The 18,973-nt window shown below is 66.6% G+C and carries 18 protein-coding genes; 11 read left to right on the top strand and 7 right to left on the bottom strand.

Annotated features, from left to right (window positions below):
* Window positions 1-6 precede the first annotated feature (6 nt).
* The 6 genes from K0O64_RS24790 to K0O64_RS24765 are packed head-to-tail and all read right to left on the bottom strand — an operon-like array spanning window position 7 to window position 6,785.
* Entirely contained in the window at window positions 7-1,473 is a 1,467-nt protein-coding gene (locus K0O64_RS24790; protein ID WP_071949164.1) for a class I adenylate-forming enzyme family protein, read from the bottom strand.
* Window positions 1,466-2,932 carry a class I adenylate-forming enzyme family protein gene (locus K0O64_RS24785; protein WP_071949165.1) on the bottom strand — a complete coding sequence of 489 codons (1,467 nt, stop codon included), beginning with the start codon at window positions 2,930-2,932 and terminating at the stop codon, window positions 1,466-1,468. The genes K0O64_RS24790 and K0O64_RS24785 overlap by 8 nt, the downstream gene beginning before the upstream one ends.
* A complete protein-coding gene (locus tag K0O64_RS24780; RefSeq protein ID WP_071949166.1) occupies window positions 2,922-4,367 on the bottom strand; it encodes a class I adenylate-forming enzyme family protein in 1,446 nt (481 codons plus the stop codon). Before K0O64_RS24780 ends, K0O64_RS24785 begins: the two co-directional genes overlap by 11 nt.
* A gap of 1 nt (window position 4,368) precedes the next feature.
* Complete coding sequence (locus K0O64_RS24775; protein WP_425574844.1) at window positions 4,369-5,172, bottom strand: enoyl-CoA hydratase/isomerase family protein; 804 nt, start codon at window positions 5,170-5,172, stop codon at window positions 4,369-4,371.
* Window positions 5,157-5,960, bottom strand: coding sequence for an enoyl-CoA hydratase/isomerase family protein (locus tag K0O64_RS24770; RefSeq protein WP_071949167.1), 804 nt, complete (start codon window positions 5,958-5,960; stop codon window positions 5,157-5,159). Before K0O64_RS24770 ends, K0O64_RS24775 begins: the two co-directional genes overlap by 16 nt.
* Before the next feature lie 12 nt (window positions 5,961-5,972).
* On the bottom strand, window positions 5,973-6,785 hold the full coding sequence (locus tag K0O64_RS24765) for an enoyl-CoA hydratase/isomerase family protein (protein ID WP_071949168.1): 813 nt from the start codon (window positions 6,783-6,785) through the stop codon (window positions 5,973-5,975).
* Between the two features lie 89 nt (window positions 6,786-6,874).
* On the opposite strand from K0O64_RS24765, the gene K0O64_RS24760 reads away from it, so the two are divergent.
* The 3 genes from K0O64_RS24760 to K0O64_RS24750 all read left to right on the top strand — a co-directional run bounded on the left by K0O64_RS24760 (window position 6,875) and on the right by K0O64_RS24750 (window position 9,789).
* A complete protein-coding gene (locus K0O64_RS24760; protein ID WP_071949169.1) occupies window positions 6,875-7,645 on the top strand; it encodes a FadR/GntR family transcriptional regulator in 771 nt (256 codons plus the stop codon).
* A gap of 10 nt (window positions 7,646-7,655) precedes the next feature.
* Window positions 7,656-8,525, top strand: a complete 870-nt coding sequence (locus K0O64_RS24755) for an enoyl-CoA hydratase/isomerase family protein (protein ID WP_071949170.1) — start codon at window positions 7,656-7,658, stop codon at window positions 8,523-8,525.
* Window positions 8,526-8,613: 88 nt separating this feature from the next.
* Complete coding sequence (locus K0O64_RS24750) at window positions 8,614-9,789, top strand: thiolase family protein (protein WP_071949171.1); 1,176 nt, start codon at window positions 8,614-8,616, stop codon at window positions 9,787-9,789.
* A gap of 73 nt (window positions 9,790-9,862) precedes the next feature.
* On the opposite strand, the gene K0O64_RS24745 is transcribed toward K0O64_RS24750, so the two are convergent.
* The gene (locus K0O64_RS24745; RefSeq protein WP_096312276.1) at window positions 9,863-10,600 is read right to left on the bottom strand and encodes a TetR/AcrR family transcriptional regulator; all 738 of its coding nucleotides are present in this window, start codon (window positions 10,598-10,600) and stop codon (window positions 9,863-9,865) included.
* 162 nt (window positions 10,601-10,762) lie between these two features.
* On the opposite strand from K0O64_RS24745, the gene K0O64_RS24740 reads away from it, so the two are divergent.
* From K0O64_RS24740 to K0O64_RS24705, 8 genes are all read left to right on the top strand, one after another.
* Entirely contained in the window at window positions 10,763-11,524 is a 762-nt protein-coding gene (locus tag K0O64_RS24740; protein ID WP_096313010.1) for a crotonase/enoyl-CoA hydratase family protein, read from the top strand.
* Between the two features lie 13 nt (window positions 11,525-11,537).
* The gene (locus K0O64_RS24735) at window positions 11,538-12,335 is read left to right on the top strand and encodes an SDR family NAD(P)-dependent oxidoreductase (protein WP_096312275.1); all 798 of its coding nucleotides are present in this window, start codon (window positions 11,538-11,540) and stop codon (window positions 12,333-12,335) included.
* Window positions 12,336-12,344: 9 nt separating this feature from the next.
* The gene (locus K0O64_RS24730; protein ID WP_071950305.1) at window positions 12,345-13,352 is read left to right on the top strand and encodes a dihydrodipicolinate synthase family protein; all 1,008 of its coding nucleotides are present in this window, start codon (window positions 12,345-12,347) and stop codon (window positions 13,350-13,352) included.
* Between the two features lie 78 nt (window positions 13,353-13,430).
* A complete protein-coding gene (locus K0O64_RS24725; RefSeq protein WP_071949174.1) occupies window positions 13,431-14,273 on the top strand; it encodes an enoyl-CoA hydratase in 843 nt (280 codons plus the stop codon).
* A gap of 13 nt (window positions 14,274-14,286) precedes the next feature.
* Entirely contained in the window at window positions 14,287-15,495 is a 1,209-nt protein-coding gene (locus K0O64_RS24720) for an amidohydrolase family protein (protein ID WP_071949175.1), read from the top strand.
* Between the two features lie 3 nt (window positions 15,496-15,498).
* Window positions 15,499-17,109, top strand: a complete 1,611-nt coding sequence (locus tag K0O64_RS24715; RefSeq protein ID WP_096312274.1) for an acyl-CoA synthetase — start codon at window positions 15,499-15,501, stop codon at window positions 17,107-17,109.
* Window positions 17,106-17,933: an amidohydrolase family protein gene (locus tag K0O64_RS24710; protein ID WP_071949177.1), complete on the top strand. Its 828-nt coding sequence runs from the start codon at window positions 17,106-17,108 to the stop codon at window positions 17,931-17,933. The genes K0O64_RS24715 and K0O64_RS24710 overlap by 4 nt, the downstream gene beginning before the upstream one ends.
* Entirely contained in the window at window positions 17,934-18,971 is a 1,038-nt protein-coding gene (locus tag K0O64_RS24705) for an acyl-CoA dehydrogenase family protein (RefSeq protein WP_071949178.1), read from the top strand.
* Window positions 18,972-18,973 lie beyond the last annotated feature (2 nt).

Raw genomic sequence — 18,973 nt, 5'->3', positions numbered from 1 at the left:
TAGAAGTTACGCCTGCCCGCCCAGCAGCTCACGCAGGCGTCGGACATCGACCTTGCCGGTGGCCCCGCGCGCGATGTCATCCTCGGAGCCGAGCAGCAGCCAGACCGTCGGCACCTTGAACGCGCTCAGCCGTGCGCGGGCCTCCGCCCGTAGCTCCTCAGATGTGTAACCGTCACACACCACCGCGGCGCCGACCCGGCCGTCCACACCGGTGACGAACGCGGCCCGTACACCCTCGATCTCGCGCAACGCCGCCGCCACCTCACTCGGGTACACGGTCGCGCCGCTGACCTTGAACATGTCGTCGGATCTGCCGTGGTAGAACAGGAATCCGTCGTCGTCGAGGTGGCCGAGGTCGCCGGTGGGATAGAACCCGTCGACGGTGAACAGGTCCTCGCGGCTGCGCCGGCACATGCCGCGCAGGGTGTGCGGACCACGCAGCGCGATCATGCCGACGGCGCCCGGCGGCAATGGCTTTCCGGAGTCGACGTCGGCGATGCGAACCTCCATGCCGTCGAACGGTTTTCCACAACTGCCCCATGCGGATCGCGGCATGTCGGTGTCGGCGGGATAGCCACAGTACGGCCCGAAGGATTCCGTCATGCCGAACAGCTTCGCCCGCGCACCGGGCTCTGCCCGCTGGTCGGCGGGCAGCAACGCATCCAGGCTGCCCGGGCGCAGCGCGGACAGGTCGGCGCCTGCGGCCCGGCGGGCCAAGGCCTCGGCCTGGTCGGGCCACCCCCGAAACAGCGTGACCTTCTCCCGTTCCAGCAGGCGCAGCGTCGCTTCGGGTTCCGGGATCTGCTCGGTCACGAGGGTGGCGCCGGCGATCAGCGCGGACAGGATCCCGCTGCCGAAGCCGCCGACCCAGAAGAACGGCATCGGCAGGTACAGCCGGGTCTCGGCGTCGATGCAGCGGGCTCGCAGGCCCGATCGCACAGCACCCAGCGCGCTTGCGTGGGAGTGCACCACACCCTTCGGCGGCCCGCTGCTTCCGGAGGTGAACATGACCACCATCGGGTCGGCCGGCACCACGGTATCGGTGAGGTCGCCGATCTGCCCTGCGCCGGTGGGTAGTTCGTCGGCCCGCCATACCTGTCGCAGCGCGGGAAGTTCCGGCAGGTCATCGAGATACCGGTGCCCGCGAAACTCCTCGACCGCGATCAGGTATTGCACGGACGCGGTGCGTAGTTGTGCGGCGAGTTCACGCGCGGTCAACAGTGTGCTCAGCGGAACCAGCACCGCGCCGACGCGAGTGAGCGCGAGTGCCAGCTGCACCCAACGCACGCTGTTCGGCATGATCAGCCCGACGCGGGTGCCTTTGCCGATTCCCGCGCCAACGAAACCGTCGGCGAGACTGCTTGTCACGCTGTCGAGCTCGGCGTAGCTCATGCGGCTCGACGTGTCGATGACGAACGGCTTGTCTCCGAGTTTCGCCTGAGCGCGGATCAGCGCATCGACGGTGTCAGGCATCGAGCACCGCGATCAGACGGGGCAGATCGACTTTGCCGCTGGACATCAGCGGCAGCTGCTCAGGGGTCAGTGCGACGAATCGCCGAGGAATCTTGTACGCCGACAGCTCGGCTGTGAGTTTCTCGCGCACGACGCGTTCGTCGAATGCGCGGCCCTCCGGAACAACGACCGCTGCGGCCACGAGCTGTCCCCGGACAGGGTCGGGCAGACCGACCACATGGGCGAGGAGTCCGCCGGTGACTGCGGCGATCGCCTTCTCCACCTCGGCCGGAAACACATTGGCGCCCCCGGTTTTGATCATCGATCCGCGCCTGCCGAGGAAGTAGAAGAACCCGTCGGCGTCGGTGCGCACCAGATCACCGGTGTGAAACCAGCCGTCGGCGTCGAAACACTCCTCGCGGCTGCGCTTGTAGTAACCCTGCATCAGGTAGCGGCCCCGGATGCACAGCTCGTCGTCGACGATCTTCGTTTCAAAGCCCGGCGCGGGTTTGCCGAACGAACCGCGGCGATGCTCCGGTTGGTCGGTCTCGTCGTCACTGAGCAATAGCACGCTGCCGGCCTCGGTCAACCCCAGCATGTTGTGACGCAGCTCCGGATCGGCCGGCCGGACATCGGCAGCCATGAGCGGATAGAGGTTGCCGCGGCACATCGACGTCAGATCTCGGCGCGCGAAGCTCTCATGACGGGCCAAATGCGCGATGCCCGCAGCGAATCCGTTGGTCATCGTCGGCCGGACCGTTTCGAGCAGATCGAGAACGTCACCGGCGTCGGTGGCATTGGAGCACACCAGCGTCGAGCCAGCGACCATCGTCGCCAGCAGCCCGAAGGCCAGGCCACCGATCCAGAAGAACGGTGAGTTGCAGAACAGCCGGTCCTGCGCGGTCAGGCCGCGGATCGCGTTGAGGTTGCGTTGATGTCCGAGCAGCGACTCATGCGTGTGCACCACACCCTTCGACGCTCCGGTCGATCCCGAGGTGTACACGATGACCAGCGGGTCGCAGCCGTCGACGTCGTCCTCGATGGCGGGTGACAGCTCGGCCCTTGCGGGGAGGTGATCGTCGAACACGACATGGCGCAACCAGGGCGCCGACACCTCGTTGAGCCGGGCAACATAGTCGTGGCCGCGGAACGACGGTGTGGCGAGCAGGATCTCGGTGTCGCTGTGGACGAGTTGGTGGTGCAGCTCGGGTCCCGTTGAGAAGGTGGAGAACGGGACGACGACGGCGCCGATGCGCGCGGCAGCGAGCATCGCGACCACGAACGCCGCGCCGTTGGGGTAGAGCAGTCCGACGTGAGTGCCCTTGCCTGCGCCGAGTTCGATCAGCGCCCGCGCGACCGACGCGGAGCGCTCCTGCGCCTCGCGGTAGGTGAGCCGCTCGGCATCGCACACCACCAGCGGGTGGTCGCCGCGTGCGGCAGCCTGTTCACGCAGTAGGCGGCCGACCGTGTCAGCGTTCACGGCCGGTGAAGTGTTGGCGCACCGCGGTCAGATCCGCCTTGCCGGACGGGGTGCGCGGAATCGACTTCACGATCGCGATCTCCGAGGGAATCTCGTACGGCGCCAGCCGGTTCCGCAGGTAGTCGGTCAACTCGGCATCGGTGACCGTTTCACCCTCGCGCAGCTCGACCATCGCGACGGGGGTTTCGCCCAGGCGTTCGTCGGGCCTGCCGACCACCGCTGCGCCCAGCACGGCGGGGTGGCTCTCCACCGCCGCGCGCACGTCGTCGGGCAGCACCTTGAACCCGCCTCTGATGATCGCCTGGTCGGCCCGGCCGAGGATCCACACGAACCCGTCGGCGTCGATGCGCGCCAGGTCGGTGGTGCGCACCCACTGGGCGTCGGGACCCAGCTGACCCGGCTTCACCTCCAGCAGGCCCTGCTGATCCGGCCCCAGTGGTGTTCCGTCGTCGGATACCACCCGCAGCTCGGCGCCGAGGGTGGCCCGGCCGACGCTGCCGCGCTTGGACTGCCAATAGCGCCGATGATCCGCCAGCGTCCACCCGGCGACGCCGCCACCGAATTCTGTTGCGGCGTAGGAGGTCAGCACGGGGATGCCGAACTTCTCGGTGAACGCGTCGGCGTCCTCGGCCGACAGCGGCGCGGTGCCGGAGGTGACGGCCCGGACTCCGGCGAGGTCGTCGGGGCCCAGCTCGGAATGCAGCACCATCCGTAGCGCAGCGGGCACCAGCGACACCGCCTTGGGGGAGTAGCGGCGTACCGCCTCTGCCCACGAACCCAGCTCGAAACGCGGCAGGAGCACGAACGGTCTTGCCTCGCAGATACATTGCAGCACCCGGTAGACACCGCCGATGTGCACCAGTGGTGCGTTGACGATCGCGACGCTGCCGGAGACCGCTGCCGGTGCGGGCGCGGCGGTGAAGTCGGTGCCGATCACCGACACCGCAAGCATGTCGTAGGTGAGGTCCACCCGCTTGGGTGGTCCGGTGGTGCCGCTGGTCAGCATCCGGACAGCGACCGTCACCGAGCCGGGAACACTCGGCGCGCCGGGCCGCACCTGGACGGAGTCGTCCCCGATCGTCACCACGGTGGTGCACTCACCCGGTTGGGCCAGCTGCGTGATGTCATCAGAGGTCCCGACGATGACAGGTAAGTCCAACGCGGCGATATCGGCCTTGATCCGCTCGTCGCCGCGCGACGGGTTGATCACCACGACGCATCCGCCGGCCGACAGCACACCCAGCAGTGAGGCCACGTGGGCTGGCGTGTTGCGCAACAGGATTCCCACATGCGCACCCGGTTGCACGGCCTTGGCAATCTGACGGCTCATTTTCGCGAGCTGCCCCCAGGTGTGCCAGTGGCCGTTGTATTCGATGGCGCGGCCGCTGGGATCCAGGTCCAACACGTCGCCGATCCGCCGGCTCAACGGGTGCACGCTACCGAACCTTCGGCACGGTCCGGATTCCGTTGCGCTCCTGCTCGGCCAGTTCCGCCTGACCCAGCGGATTCCCCAGCCGGGTGTAGATCAGGTTCTGCTCCATCGCCGCCCGGTACGGTTTGTCCAGTGACTCCCAGATCGCCTTGACGGTGCCCTGGGTGGCCGACGGTGGCTTGGCCGCGATGGTGGCGGCGATCTCGTGCGCACGGGACCAGAGGTCGTCGGGCCTGACGACCTCCGACACCAGTCCGATGCGCAGCGCGGTGTCCGCGCTGACCCGTTCGTCGTTGCCCATCAACGCGATTCGTAGTGACTCACCCAAGCCGATCTTGCGCATCAGCCCGATCGGCTCGAGTGCGCAGACCAGCCCGGCGCTGACATGGGAGTCGAAGAACGTCGCGTCGGAGGAGCAGATCACGACGTCGGACTCGTTGACGAAGTAGAACGCTCCGGCAGTGCACATGCCGTGCACCGCGCACACGACGGGTTTCCACATCTTCTGCCACTTGGGGCTGAGTAGTTCGCCGGGGTCCTCGTGGTTCCACACGTTCTGCGGCTGCCCGTACGGGGTCTTGATGTCCAGGCCCGCGCTGAACGCCCGGTCCCCGGCGGCGCGCAGCACCACCGCGTTGATGGCATTGTCGTTCTTCACGATTCGCCAGGCCGCCGCGACCTCTTCACACATGGTGCGGTTGAACGCGTTGAGCTGGTCCGGGCGGTTCAGCGTGATGGTCGCGACGTGGTCGGTCCGGTCGAAGTCGAGCAGGATGGTCTCGAAGGCGGCGGTCATCGGCACTGCCATTCGGGTGCGCGCTTCTCGACGAAGGCCTTCGGCCCTTCCAGTGAGTCGACGGTGTGCAGGTTTCGTTCGCGGAAGGCCTCGGCGAGCATCTCGGCCTCGTGCATTGGGATCTCGCGGCCCTTGATGATCGCCAGGCGGGTGCCGCGCACCGCCAGCGGCGCGTTGCGGGTGACGATCTCGGCGATCTCATGTGCTCGTTCGAGTAGCCGGTCGTGCTCGACGATCTCGGTGATCAGGCCGAGCTCATAGGCGCGGGCGGCGTCCATCCGCTCGTGCTTGCCCATCATCGCCATCCGCAGCGCCACCGTACGCGGCAGCACCCGGGCCAGCCGCACCATCTCCCGGCCCGCCACCAGACCGATCGACACGTGCGGGTCGAAGAACGTTGCCCTCTCCGAGGCGATCACGATGTCGCCGGTGGTCACCCAGTCCAGGCCTGCACCGCAACAGATTCCGTTGATCGCGACGATCACCGGCTTGGCCATCCGCCGAAACGGCGGGGTGCCTTCCTGCGGTGCCTCCCACTGCTCGTAGGTGGACAGGAAGGGGCGTTCGTTGATCACCTTGCCGTCTTCGGGAATTTCCTTGACGTCGGCACCGGTGCAGAACGCTCGGCCCGTCGCGGTAACGATCAGCAGCCAGATGTTGTCGTCATTCTCCGCTGCGTCGTACGCCGCGCGCAGCTCGGTGATCATGTGCGGGCTCAGCGCGTTGAGCGCCTCGGGCCGATTCAGCGTGATCGTGGCCGTATGGCCCTCGACCTCGTAGCCGATGGTGTCGTACGACATGTGGGTCCCTTCTCATCGCCCGGTGAAGCCGGGTGTTCGCTTCTCCCGAAATGCCGCCAGCCCCTCTTTGAAGTCTGATGTCCGGCAGGACAGTTCGAGGTTGAACAATTCCTGGGTCATGGCCTGGTTCAGGGTGGCGTGCTGACCGTAATTGATGGCCTGCTTGGCCAGGCCGATCGCGACGGTCGGTCCGGAGGCCAGCCGGTCCAGCAGCGTGGCAACCGTGGCATCGAGGTCGGTGTCGTCGACGCTGCGGTGGATCAGACCCCACTGCGCGGCCGTTGCGGCATCGACTTTCTCTGCGAGCAGCAGCATCTCCTTGGCCCGGGCGATGCCGACCAGCCGGGGCAGCAGCCAGGTCGAGCCGGAGTCCGGGCTGAAGCCGCGATCCAGGAACGGCTCCCAGAACACGGCGTCGGCGGCGGCCACCGTGAAGTCGGCGGCCAGCGCCAGGTTGGCGCCCATGCCGGCGGCCCAACCGCGGACCGAGCACACGACGGGCAGGTGCAGGGTATGGATCAGCTCGATGACCCGGTGCGCGGTGTGTGGGATGCGGCGGACCAGATCACCAGTGCGCGGACGTTGCCGGCCAGCGTTGGATCCGACCCAGTCCATACCCGCGCAGAAGTCCGATCCGGCTCCGCTCAGGTGGACGGCGCGCAGGCTGTCGTCGCTTGCTGCGGCAGCGAGGGTGTTGATGAGTGTGTCGATCATGCTGTAGCTCAAGGAGTTACGTCGACCGACTCGGTCGAGCACGATGTGCAGTACCGCGCCGTCGCGTGAGGTCGTCACGATTCCGTCGGCCGACCGGGCCTCGTCACCCACCGAACATTCCGCCCTTCGCGACTTTACGGATAGCCCAACAGTAGTGCTATCTTGTACAAGATAGCAAGGATAGTGGATCGAAGGGACCGATGGCAGCACCACGCATTCGCCAGCCACGCGTCGCCGAGATCGTCGCGTCGCGGTTGCGTGACGACATCCTGTCCGGCCGACTGCGCGAGGGTGACGTGCTGCCCTCGCAGGAGAGCATGTTCACCGAGTTCGGGGTCAGCCCGCCCGCGTTGCGGGAGGCGATCCACATCCTCGAGATCGACGGCCTGGTCTCGGTCCGTCGCGGCAATATGGGTGGTGCCGTCGTGCACCTGCCGTCGGCCGAGCGCACCGCGCACATGATCAGCATGGTGCTGCAGTCGCGGTCGTCGACCCCGGCCGACGTCAGCGGGGCGCTGCTGCATCTGGAGCCGATCTGCGCAGGCATGTGCGCCGCCCGCGAAGACCGCATGACGGCGGTCGTGCCGTACCTACAGGCCGAAGTCGACCGGCAGGAACAACAATTCGACGACACCGCGCAGTATGTGCCCAATGCCCGGCGATTTCACGAGGCGCTGGTGTCCCGGTGCGGCAACGAGCCAATGATCCTGTTGATCGGGTCGCTGGAGCTGATCTGGTCGGCGCACGAATCCTCGGTGTGGAGCGACGAGCCGGACCCGATGCGGCAGGCGACCATGCGGGCCGCGCTGCGTGACCACCACAAGATGCTCGACGCGATCCGCGATGGTAACGCCGACCGTGCCGTGCGGCTGGCTCAGGATCACCTCGCCGCCGCACGCCGCAACACCCTGGCCTTCGGACGAGACAGAACCATTGAGGCCAAACTCATTTCGAACCCAGACCCCAGGTGAGGAACCAACCATGACCGACGACGACCGCGTCCTCTACGAGGTGGACCGTGACACGCGCATCGCGACTATCACGTTGAACAATCCCGCCCAGCGCAACTCCTATGACGCGGCGATGCGCGAAACCGTCGGCCGCTACCTCGATGTCGTCGCCGAGGACGACGACATCACCGTCGTGCTGCTGCGCGGCGCCGAGGGAGTGTTCTCCACCGGCGCGAATATGAACAATGCGTACGGCTGGTATGGCGACCAGTCTGAGGCGCAGGCCAAGCGTCGTCCCAGCCAGCGTCGCCGACTCACAGTGGACCGCAAGTCATTCGGCTTCTACCACAACTTCATGGGCTTCCCGAAGGTCACGGTCGGGGAGATCAGCGGGTATGCGCTGGGCGGCGGTTTTGAGATGGCGCTGATGACCGACATCTCGGTCATCGCCCGCGACACCAAGATCGGCATGCCGGCCACCCGGTTCCTCGGTCCTGCTTTGGGCAGTCTGCACATGTTCTTCCACCGGCTCGGCCCGGTGCTGGCCCGGCGACTGCTGCTGACCGGCGACATCATCACCGCGGGCGACGTCGAACACCTCGGGGTGTTCACCGAGACCTGCGACGCCGAGAAGGTGACGGCCAGGGCCCGGTACTGGGCGGAGAAGGCTGCCAAGATGCCTGCCGATGGCGTGGTCATCGCCAAGGAAGCATTCCGGCTGGTCGAGCAGAGCCAGGCCTACCAGGGTGAGGAAGTCGCCAGCTACCTGTTTCACGCGTATGGCACCAACCTGCAGTTCGCGCCCGGGGAGTTCAACTTCGTCAAGACCCGAGCCCAGGTCGGCGCCAAAGAAGCGTTCCGGCTGCGTGACGAGCATTTCCATGTGCCCGAACCGCAGTGACGTGTACCACTTACCGTCAGCGCTACACTTCCTGCTAGTTTTGTAAAGTTGCCTGAGTGTAACGTCTCAACGTCGAAGTGAGGTCGTCATGCCCGAACCAGTCATTGTCGGTGCCGTCCGGACCGCGATCGGTCGTTCCTTCAAGGGCACACTGGTCAACACCCCGCCCGAGGTCTTGCTGGGCGCGGTGCTTCCCGAGGTGGTCCGCCGTGGCGGCATCGACCCGAACGCTATCGACGACATCATCATCGCTGAATCCCATTACGGCGGCGGCGATCTCGCTCGCTATGCCGCGTTGGTCGCAGGTTTCGAGAATGCGCCCGGCCAGGCGGTCAACCGGCACTGCGCGGGCAGCCTGACGGCCATCGGCAACGCCTCGGCCCAGATCGGCTCCGGCATGGAGCGCGTACTGGTTGCGGGCGGCGTGCAGTCGCTGTCGATGACGCCGCTGATGAACCAGCGCATTCCCGGCCCGGAGCTGAAGTTCGAAGAGCGCTGGCTGCCGCCGATCCACGTCGAGACCCCGGACGCGCCGGCCCGCGATATGTCGATCACCGTCGGCTGGAACACCGCGCAGTCCTACGGCATCAGCCGTGAGCAGCTCGACGAATGGGCCGCGCGCAGCCACCAGCGGGCCGTCGCCGCCCAGGACGCCGGCAAGTTCGCCGACGAGATCATCCCGCTGAAGGTCGAGCAGTTCGACGGCTCGGTCACCGAGTTCTCCGTCGACGAGCACCCGCGCCGCGACACCACCGTCGAGAAACTCGCCGGCCTCAAGGTGCTGCACCCGGAGATCGAGGGCTTCTCGATCACCGCCGGTAACAGCAGCGGCACCAACGACGCCGCGGCCGCCGTCGCCCTGACCGATCGCGACTACGCGAGCGCCAACGGGCTGGACGTCATGGCCACCGTGAAGGCGTGGGGAGCCGCGGGCGTGCCGGCACGCGACACCGGCCTCGGCGCGGTCGCCGTGATCGGCAAGGTGCTCGACCGGGCCGGCCTCAAGCCGTCCGATGTGGCGCTGTGGGAGATCAACGAGGCGTTCGCCTCGGTGCCGATCGCCGCCTGCAAGGAGTACGGCATCGAAGAGGAGCTGGTGAACTTCTCCGGCAGCGGCTGCAGCCTCGGACATCCGATCGCGGCCTCCGGCGCCCGGATGATCACGACTCTGGTCTACGAGCTGCGCCGTCGCGGCGGTGGCATCGGTGTCGCGGCGATGTGCGCGGGCGGCGGCCAGGGCGGCGCCGTCATCGTCGAGGTCTAGCGGAACGCGCCGAACGTCACTCCAGGGTGACGCTCGGCGCCCACCGTGACTCTGGTGTGACGGTCGGCGGAAGTTATGCCTTGCGGCGCGACTTCGACGCCGAGGACTTCTTGTTCTCCTCGATCAGCGCGGCCGCATGGTCGAGGATGCACTCCAGACCGAACTCGAAGTTGCGTTCGTCGGCACCACCGATCCGATGTCCCTCGGCGCTGACCTTCGCGAGCAGCGGGGTGTTCTCGGCAGTGCCGATGATCGAATCCTCGAGCGCGTGCGCCTGCTCGTCGGCGGCCCGGTTTTTCTCGGAAAGCCGGTGCAGCACAACCGAACCGCGAACATGCACGGACACCGCGGAGTAGGTGTCGAAGGCGTCCTCCGCCGACAGGCCCGCTTCGACCAGGCTGGCGATCGCCTTCTCCACCTCCTGCTCACCGGCCCGCACGGCCCGCGGACTCAGGGCCGAGCGGATCAGGATCAGATCACACAGGATCGGGTTGCCCATGAACGTCTTTCGCATCGCGCGCGCGTGGTTCGCCAGGGTCTCGCGCCAGTCGGACGCCTCGACGTAGGGCGTGGCGAACACGTATTGGCCGAGTGCCCGATCGGTCATCGCGTTGAGCAGGTCATCCTTCTTGCGGAAGTACCAGTAGATGCTGGTGACTCCGACGCCGAGGTGCTTGCCCAGCAGCGGCATGCTCAGGTTGTCGATCGACACCTGCTCGGCGAGTTCGAAGGCGCCCGCGATGATGTCATCGGGATTGATCGACCCGCGCTCGCGCCGGGGCCGCTTGGCGGCGGTCGCTGGCTTGGCCACTGCAGGTCCACCTTCCGTTCGACGATCAGCGGGTGGAAACCTTACCCCGTCAGGGGGGTGTGAACTGCGTCTCCGCTCCGGATCTGCCGGTCACGTCCCGTTACTGTAAAGTCTATAGTAGGTTTTACCGATACCAGCGAACCAAACGTGGAGGAGCCGCGGGTGTCGGACGCAGTGCTGCGGGAACGCCAAGGCCGGATACTGGTCATCACGATCAATCGCCCCGAGGCCCGCAATGCGGTGAGTCTTGCTGTGAGCCAAGGGCTTGCCGACGCGGTCGACGAGCTCGACAATGACCCTGACCTGACCGTCGGCGTGGTCACCGGCGCGGGCGGAAATTTCTGCTCCGGAATGGATCTCAAGGCGTTCGCGGCCGGTGAGATCGTGGCCATCCCCGGGCGCGGGATCGGCTTCACCGAACGCCCGCCACGCAAGCCGCTGATCGCCGCCGTCGAGGGCTATGCCGTTGCCGGCGGGACCGAGGTGGTGCTGGGCACCGACCTGGTGGTCGCTTCCACGACCGCCAAGTTCGGCATCCCCGAGGTCAAGCGTGGACTGGTGGCGGCCGGCGGCGGTCTGCTGCGGCTACCGCAACGCATCCCGTATCAGAAGGCGTTCGAGCTCGCGCTGACCGGCGAGACCTTCACCGCAGAGCAGGGTGAGGCGTGGGGCTTCGTCAACGTCCTCACCGAACCTGGCGAGGCGCTGGCCGGCGCGATCGAGCTGGCCAAGAAGATCAGCGCCAACGGCCCGCTGGCCGTCGCGGCCACCAAGGACGTCCTGCTGCAATCCGCCGATTGGAGCCAGGCGGAGATGTGGAAGAAGCAGATGGAACTGATCATTCCGGTGTTCTCCTCCAACGACGCCCGCGAAGGTGCCGTCGCGTTCGCCGAGAAGCGCGCGCCGAACTGGACCGGGACGTAAAGCCCGCCCGGCCGTGGATCTAGGGCTCGGTGACGCCACCGCCGTCGTGGTCGGCGGCGGACGCGGGATGGGACTGGCCGCCGCGCGCTGCCTGGCCGACGACGGCGCCCGCATCGCGCTGATCGGCCGCACCGCTTCGGTTCTCGACGCCGCGGCCGATGAGCTGACTGGGCGGGGTAGCCCGGATGCCGTCGGCTTGGTGGCCGACACCGGCGACGACACCCAGGTTCAGCGCGTGTTCGGCGAGATCGGTGAGCGCTGGGGCGGCCGGCTCAATATCCTCATCAATGCCGTCGGGCCAAGTGTGCAAGGCACTTTCGACGAACTGACCGACGACCAGTGGCGCACGGCGATCGACGAGGGCGCGCTGGGCATGGTCCGCTGCATCCGTGCGGCGCTACCGCTGCTGCGCGCCGCGGAGTGGGCCCGCGTCGTGAACTTCGCCGCGCAGTCCACCCAACGGCAGAGCCCGCGGCTGGCGGCGTACACCGCGGCCAAGGCAATGGTCACCAGCGTCTCCAAGAATCTGTCGCTGCATCTCGCGCCCGACGAGATACTCGTCAACGTCGTCTCACCGGGCAGCATCGCCTCCGAGGCGCTCACCGGCTGGGCCGAGTCGGTCGGTGTCGACGGCAGCGATCCCTATGCACTGATGGCTGCGATCGACGAGCACTTCGGTCACCCGGCCCATCTGCCACGCGCGGGGCTGCCCGACGAGATCGGCCCCGTCGTCGCCTTTCTGGCGTCGAAGCGCAACTCGTATATGACCGGCGCCAATATCAATGTCGACGGCGGGTCCGACTTCACCTAAGGAGCAGTGGTGGCCACAGCGCTGGAAGCCCGGGACTGGGCGCGAACCTCGTTGCGCGGCATCGGCAACAGCCTCTATACGCCGTTTTCCGGAACCGACGGTGACGATATCGACTGGGACGCCTATCGGACACTCGTGCGGTACTGCGTCGGAGAGCTGAAGCACCCGATGCTGTGGTGCACCAGCGGTATCGCCGAATTCTGGGCGTTGACCATTGCCGAGCGAAAACGGTTGCTGGAGACAGCAATCGAGGAAGGGCGACGGGCCAACCCGGGAGTCATCATCCAAGCCTGCACCGCGGCCACGGCAGCCAAAGACTGTTTGGAGCTCACCCGGCACGCCCAGGAAGCCGGCGCCGATATCGTCTACATCCAGACACCGATGATGGAGACTCACGGCGGTGAGGGCGTGCTGCGTTTCTTTCGGTACATCGCCGATCGCACCGATATCGCGCTCGGCATGTTCAACTCGCCATCGTCGGGCTATGTGCTGACTCCTGCAGAGGGAGCACGCATCTACGCCGAGATTCCCGCCGTGTGCGCGACGAAGGAAGGCGCGTTCCGGCCGGGCAGCAGTCGAATGCTGCACGAGCTGGCACCCGGGTTGGTGATCTGGGAGTGCGATCTCACCGTGTACCGCGCGGGCTGGTTGCGCGCGGGCATTGTCGGTCCGGCACAGCTGGGCACCGCAGGGTATCTGCACGAGACTCCGCAGCGGCCGATCATCTCCGAGTACTGGGAGCTGGTCTGGGCCGGCGAACTCATCGAGGCGATGGACTATGCCGAGAGGTCCGGACTGGATCAGTTCGGCATCGACATGGGTAATTGGTTCACCTGCTATCCGGGCCGTCCCGACTACTTCACCCACTGGGGGAGCGCGTTCAAGTACGCCGCGTCACTGCTCGGACTGCCGATCGGCGACTATCCGCATTCGCGCCCGCCGCAAACCGAATTGCCCGAGTCTGGAAAGACCCAGATCGAGAAGGCCTACCAGCGGCTGGGCCTCATCGAACGCTGATTGCGGAAGGTGATACCGATAGGTGTACAGTATGGACATTCCCGCATGTTGGCGCACCATTCCCGGAGGTTCCCCTAGGTGACCGACACCGACGCAGACGTCACCGCGAAGTCCACTGCGGCCGAGCCCGTCCTCTACGAGGTGCTCGACAGCGGGGTCGCGGTGCTGACGTTCAACCGTCCCGACCGGATGAACGGCTGGGGCGGTGGCTTGGCCGCCGGCTTCTACGCGGGCATGGACGCCGCAGAGGCCGACCCGGATGTCCGCGCGATCGTGGTGACCGGCAGCGGGCGGGCCTTCTGCGCGGGGGCCGATATGGGCGACCTGTCGTCGATCAGCTCGGCCAGCGTCGACAGTGCCGGCGAGGCGGACCTGACCAAGATGGTGGGCGAGCGGCATCCGCTGTTCGTCACCACCGTGAGTAAGCCGGTGATCGCCGCGATCAACGGCGCCTGCGCTGGCATCGGGCTGACCCAGGCGTTGTTCTGCGACGTCCGGTTCGCCGCGGCCGGCGCCAAGTTCACCACCTCATTCGTCCGCCGCGGCCTGATCGCCGAATACGGCATCTCCTGGATCCTGCCCAAGGTCGTCGGGTGGGGTGCGGCGCTCGATCTGCTGATGAGCGGCCGGGTGTTCTACGCCGAAGAAGCCTTCGAACTCGGCATGGTCAAGGAAGTCGTGCCGCCCGCCGAGTTGCTCAGCCGGGCAATCGAATACGCCGCGGACATCGCGGCCAACTGTGCGCCGAGCTCACTGGCCGTCATCAAACGACAGGTCTACGGCGATGCCCTGCGCGAGGCGGACGACGCCAGTCGCAGAGCCGAGACCCTCATGCACGAATCCATGCAGCGCCCCGACTTCATCGAGGGCATCACCGCGTTCTTCGAGAAGCGGCCCCCGAACTTCCCGCCCCTGACGTGAGAGGACGACACTGATGACCCTGGACTACAAGGCGATTGACGTCGACAACCACTACTACGAGCCCATCGACTCGTTCACCCGGCATCTTCCCAAGGAGTTCAAACGCCGCGGCGTGCAGATGCTCACCGAGGGCAAGCGCACCTTCGCCGTGATGGGTGGTGTCGTCAACCACTTCATCCCGAACCCGACGTTCGACCCGATCATCGAGCCGGGTTGCCTGGACCTGTTGTTCCGTGGCGAGATCCCCGACGGCGTCGACCCGGCTTCCTTGATGAAGGTCGACCGATTGGCCGATCACCCGGAGTATCAGAACCGCGATGCCCGGGTGAAGATCCTGGACAAGCAAAATCTCGAAACCGTGTTCATGCTACCGACTTTCGCGTGTGGGGTCGAAGAGGCACTCAAACACGACATCGAAGCGACGATGGCCTCGGTCCACGCCTTCAACCTGTGGCTCGACGAGGACTGGGGCTTCGACCGGCCCGACCACCGGTTCCTCTCGGCGCCGATCATCTCGCTGGCTGATCCCGACGCGGCCGTGGCCGAAGTCGAGTTCGTGCTGAGTCGCGGCGCGAAGATCGTCTGCGTGCGACCGGCCCCGGTGCCCGGCCGCGTCAAGCCGCGCTCACTGGGCGATCCGTCGCACGACCCGGTGTGGGCGCGGCTCGCCGAGGCCGGCGTGCCAGTGGTGTTCCACCTGTCCGACAGTGGCTACCTTGCGATTTCAGCACTGTGGGGCGGCACCGGAACCTTCGAGGGTTTTGGCAAGCGGGATCCGCTCGACACCGTCCTGCTCGACGATCGAGCCATCCACGACTCGATGGCGTCGATGATCGTGCACCAGGTTTTCACCCGCCATCCCACGCTGAAGGTGGCCAGCATCGAGAACGGCTCCTACTTCGTGTACCGCTTGATCAAGCGGCTGAAGAAGGCCGCCAACAACGCGCCGTACCACTTCAAGGAGGATCCGGTCGCGCAGCTGAAGAACAACGTCTGGATCGCCCCGTACTACGAGGACGACGTCAAGCTGCTGGCCGACACCATCGGCGTGGACAAGATCCTGTTCGGGTCCGACTGGCCGCACGGTGAGGGCCTGGCCGACCCGATGAGCTTCACCGCCGACATCCCGCAGTTCCCCGAGTTCAGCGCCACCGACACCCGGAAGGTGATGCGGGACAACGCATTGGACCTGCTCGGTGTATCGGTGTCGTCGGCGGCCTGACCCGTGCCCGAATGGACGATCGGCGCGGTGCTCGACGCCATCGCCGAGGTCATTCCCGACCGGCCGATGACGATCTGCGGCGAGCGCACCAGCACGTTCGCCGATGCGGCTGACCGGACACGCCGGCTGGCGAACTTCTTGGCGAGCAAAGGCTTCGGTGCGCACCGTGAACGGGCCGAGCTCGAGAACTGGGAGTGCGGCCAGGATCGGGTTGCGCTGATCATGCACAACGACCTCTACCCCGACATGGTGATCGGGTGTCTCAAGGGCCGGGTCGTGCCGGTCAATGTCAACCACCACTACACGCCGCGCGAAGTGGCCGAGCTGCTCGCCTACGTCAAGCCCCGCGCCGTGATCTACCACCGTTCGCTGGGCGCCAAGTTCGCCGACGTGCTGCCGCCGGACAGCGCCGAGCTGCTGATCTCGATCGACGACGGCAGCGGTGCCCCCGATCTTCCCGGCGCGATCGATTTGGAAGATGCCCTGGCACAGGGGGATCAGGACCAGGACATCGAGCCATCACCCGACGACGTGTTGATGATCTGCACCGGCGGCACCACGGGACGGCCCAAAGGGGTGATGTGGCGCCAGGCCGACACCTACGCCGTCTCGATGAACGGGGCCGACCACGAGTCGGTCACCGAGATCCACGACAAGCTCGGCACGCCGGGGGCGCCGTGGTTCGCGGTGTCCCCGCTGATGCACGCTGCCGGGATGTGGACGGCGTTCGCCGCGGTGCTCAACGGTCAGACCGTGGTGCTCTACGACTCACCGAAATTCGATCCGCAGCATGTGCTGTCGACGGCGCAGCGGCACAGGGTCGGCATGATGACGATGGTCGGCGACGCCTACGCCGCCCCGCTGGTCGAGGAGCTGCGGCGCGGCGACTACGACCTGTCCTCGTTGTTCGCCCTGGCGACCGGGGGAGCGGCGACCAACCTCAAACACCAGCACGCACTGCTGGAGTTGTTGCCCAACATCATCCTGATCAACGGTTACGGTTCGTCGGAGACGGGCAACGTCGGGTTCGGCCGCAGCATGCGTGGCGACCATAAGGACACCTTCGAATTGCGCGAGGGTGCACTGGTTCTCGCCGAGGACTACAGCCGCTTCCTGGACGCCGGTGAGGACGAGGTCGGCTGGGTCGCCCGCGCGGGCCGGATCCCGTTGGGGTACTTCGACGACGCCGATGCCACCCGGAAGACCTTCCCGGAGGTCGACGGCGCCCGCGTCGTGATATCCGGTGACCGCGGCTCGCTGGCGCCGGACGGGACGTTGCGGCTTTTCGGCCGGGACTCGCTGGTGGTGAACACCGGTGGGGAGAAGGTCTTCGTCGAGGAGGTCGAAGAGGTGCTGCGCGCGCACCCCGCGGTCGCCGACGCATTGGTGGTGGGCAGGGCCAGTGAGCGGTGGGGGCAAGAGATCGTGGCGCTGGTCGCGCTGCACGATGATGTGGCGCCCGACGTTCTGTATGAGCACTGCACCGCGCAGCTCGCCCGCTACAAGGCGCCGAAGGAGTTCATCGTCGTCGACCAGGTCAAGCGACTCGGTAACGGTAAGGCCGACTACCGCTGGGCCAAAGAAGCTGCCAGGATCGAGGTTTCGTTGTCATGACGCACAGGGTCATCGATTGTCTGGCCAACGTTCACTTCGGCGAGACGGAGAACCAGCCCACCTTCATGAAGAAGGTGCGCGACGATTACTTCAAGGGGCCGGCGTCGATGTACGACCCGATCGACCTGGCTGCGCTCCTCGACGAGATGGACACCCACGGGGTCCAGAGGGCCATTTTGATGGACTCACTGGTGAAGCCGTCGGTGACGGCGCGCAAGTTCGTGGACGCGCACCCCGACCGCTTCGCCCTGGCGATGGGTGGCGTGAACCTGCTGCGGCCAATTCCGGCGCTGCGTGAACTGGCCGCGATCGCCGCCGACCTGCCGGTCGTCTATGCCGTTGTAGGACCGAGCTTTTGGGGTGACGGTCAATATCCGCCGAGTGACGCGGTGTACTACCCGCTCTACACCAAGTGTGCGGAGCTGGAACTGCCGCTGTGCGTCAACACCGGATTGCCGGGGCCGCCGATCCCGGGTGAGGTGCAGAACCCGATCCATCTCGACCGGGTCTGCGTACGGTTCCCCGAACTCAAGCTGTGCATGATCCACGGTGCCGACCCGTGGTGGGATGTCGCGATCCGGCTGTTGATCAAGTACGAGAATCTGCGCCTGATGACCTCGGCATGGTCGCCGAAACGCCTGCCGGAGAGCCTGTTGCACTTCATGCGCACCCGGGGCAAGAACAAGATCATCTTCGCATCTGACTTCCCGGTGCTGCGGATGCAGCGGGTGGTGCCCGAGGCCCTGGCCCTGGACCTGCCTGCCGACGTGATGGACAACTATCTCTACAACAACGCCAACGATTTCTTCTTCAGGGAGCGCTGAATGGACCGCTACGAACTGCGCAGGCTGGACTACAGCCTCTCGGAGGACCACACCGATCTGCAGACCGCCTACCGGCAGTTCTTCAAAACTCACAGCACGATCGAGACCGTGCGGGCCGCCGAGGCCACCGGGTTCGACAAGAGCCTGTGGGAACGACTGTGCGCCATGGGCGCAACCACGATGGCCGTCCCTGAGTCGGCGGGTGGTGACGGCGCCACCCTGGTGGATCTGACACTGGTGGCCGAGGAGCTCGGGCGCTCGCTCGCGCCGGTGCCGTGGATCGACCACGTGTGCGCTGCGCGGCTGCTGGCGGGCCTGGGCGCGCTCACCGACGAGGTGATGAGCGGCAACCAGATCGCCGGGCTGGATGCCTCCCTGGACAGCGTCTCGGGCACAAGGCTGATCCCAACCGGCTCGATCGCCGACCACATCATCGTGCGCGACTCCGACGATGTCGTGCTTCTGTCGTTCGGCACCCGCCCGGCCAAGGTCGACAACATCGGCCGGCTGCCGATGGCCTGGGTCGACCCAGCCGCCGCCGACAGCCGCACGGTGCTGGGCAGCGGGCCGGACGCGCTCGCCGCCTACGCTCGGGCGCTGGATGAATGGCGGCTGCTGACCGCATCGGCGCTCGTCGGCCTGGTCGAGGAGACCATGACCATTGCTGCCGAGTTCGCCAAGTCTCGCTACACCCTGGGTGTGCCCATCTCCACGCTGCAGGCGATCTCGCACCCGCTGGCCAATATGGTGATCACCGTCGAAGGCGGTCGCAACCTGGCCCGGCGGGCCGCGTGGTTCCTCGACAATGAGCCGGACGCGCGGCCCGAACTGGCTCCCTCGGCGTTCGTGTTCATGGCCGAAGAAGCGTCCAAGGCGGCCACCATGGCCGTGCACATCCAGGGTGGTCTCGGGGTGTCCTCGGAAGCGGCGGCGACCGCCTACCTGGTGCGGGCCCGGGGCTGGCCGCTGGCCGGCGGCGATCCCGGTGCCAGTGCCAAGCAGATCGCGCACATCCTCGCCGACCGCGAAACGGCATAGGG

The sequence above is a fragment of the Mycolicibacterium pallens genome, assembly GCF_019456675.1.
Taxonomy (GTDB): domain Bacteria; phylum Actinomycetota; class Actinomycetes; order Mycobacteriales; family Mycobacteriaceae; genus Mycobacterium; species Mycobacterium crocinum.
This window is presented reverse-complemented; position numbering and strand designations above follow the sequence as displayed.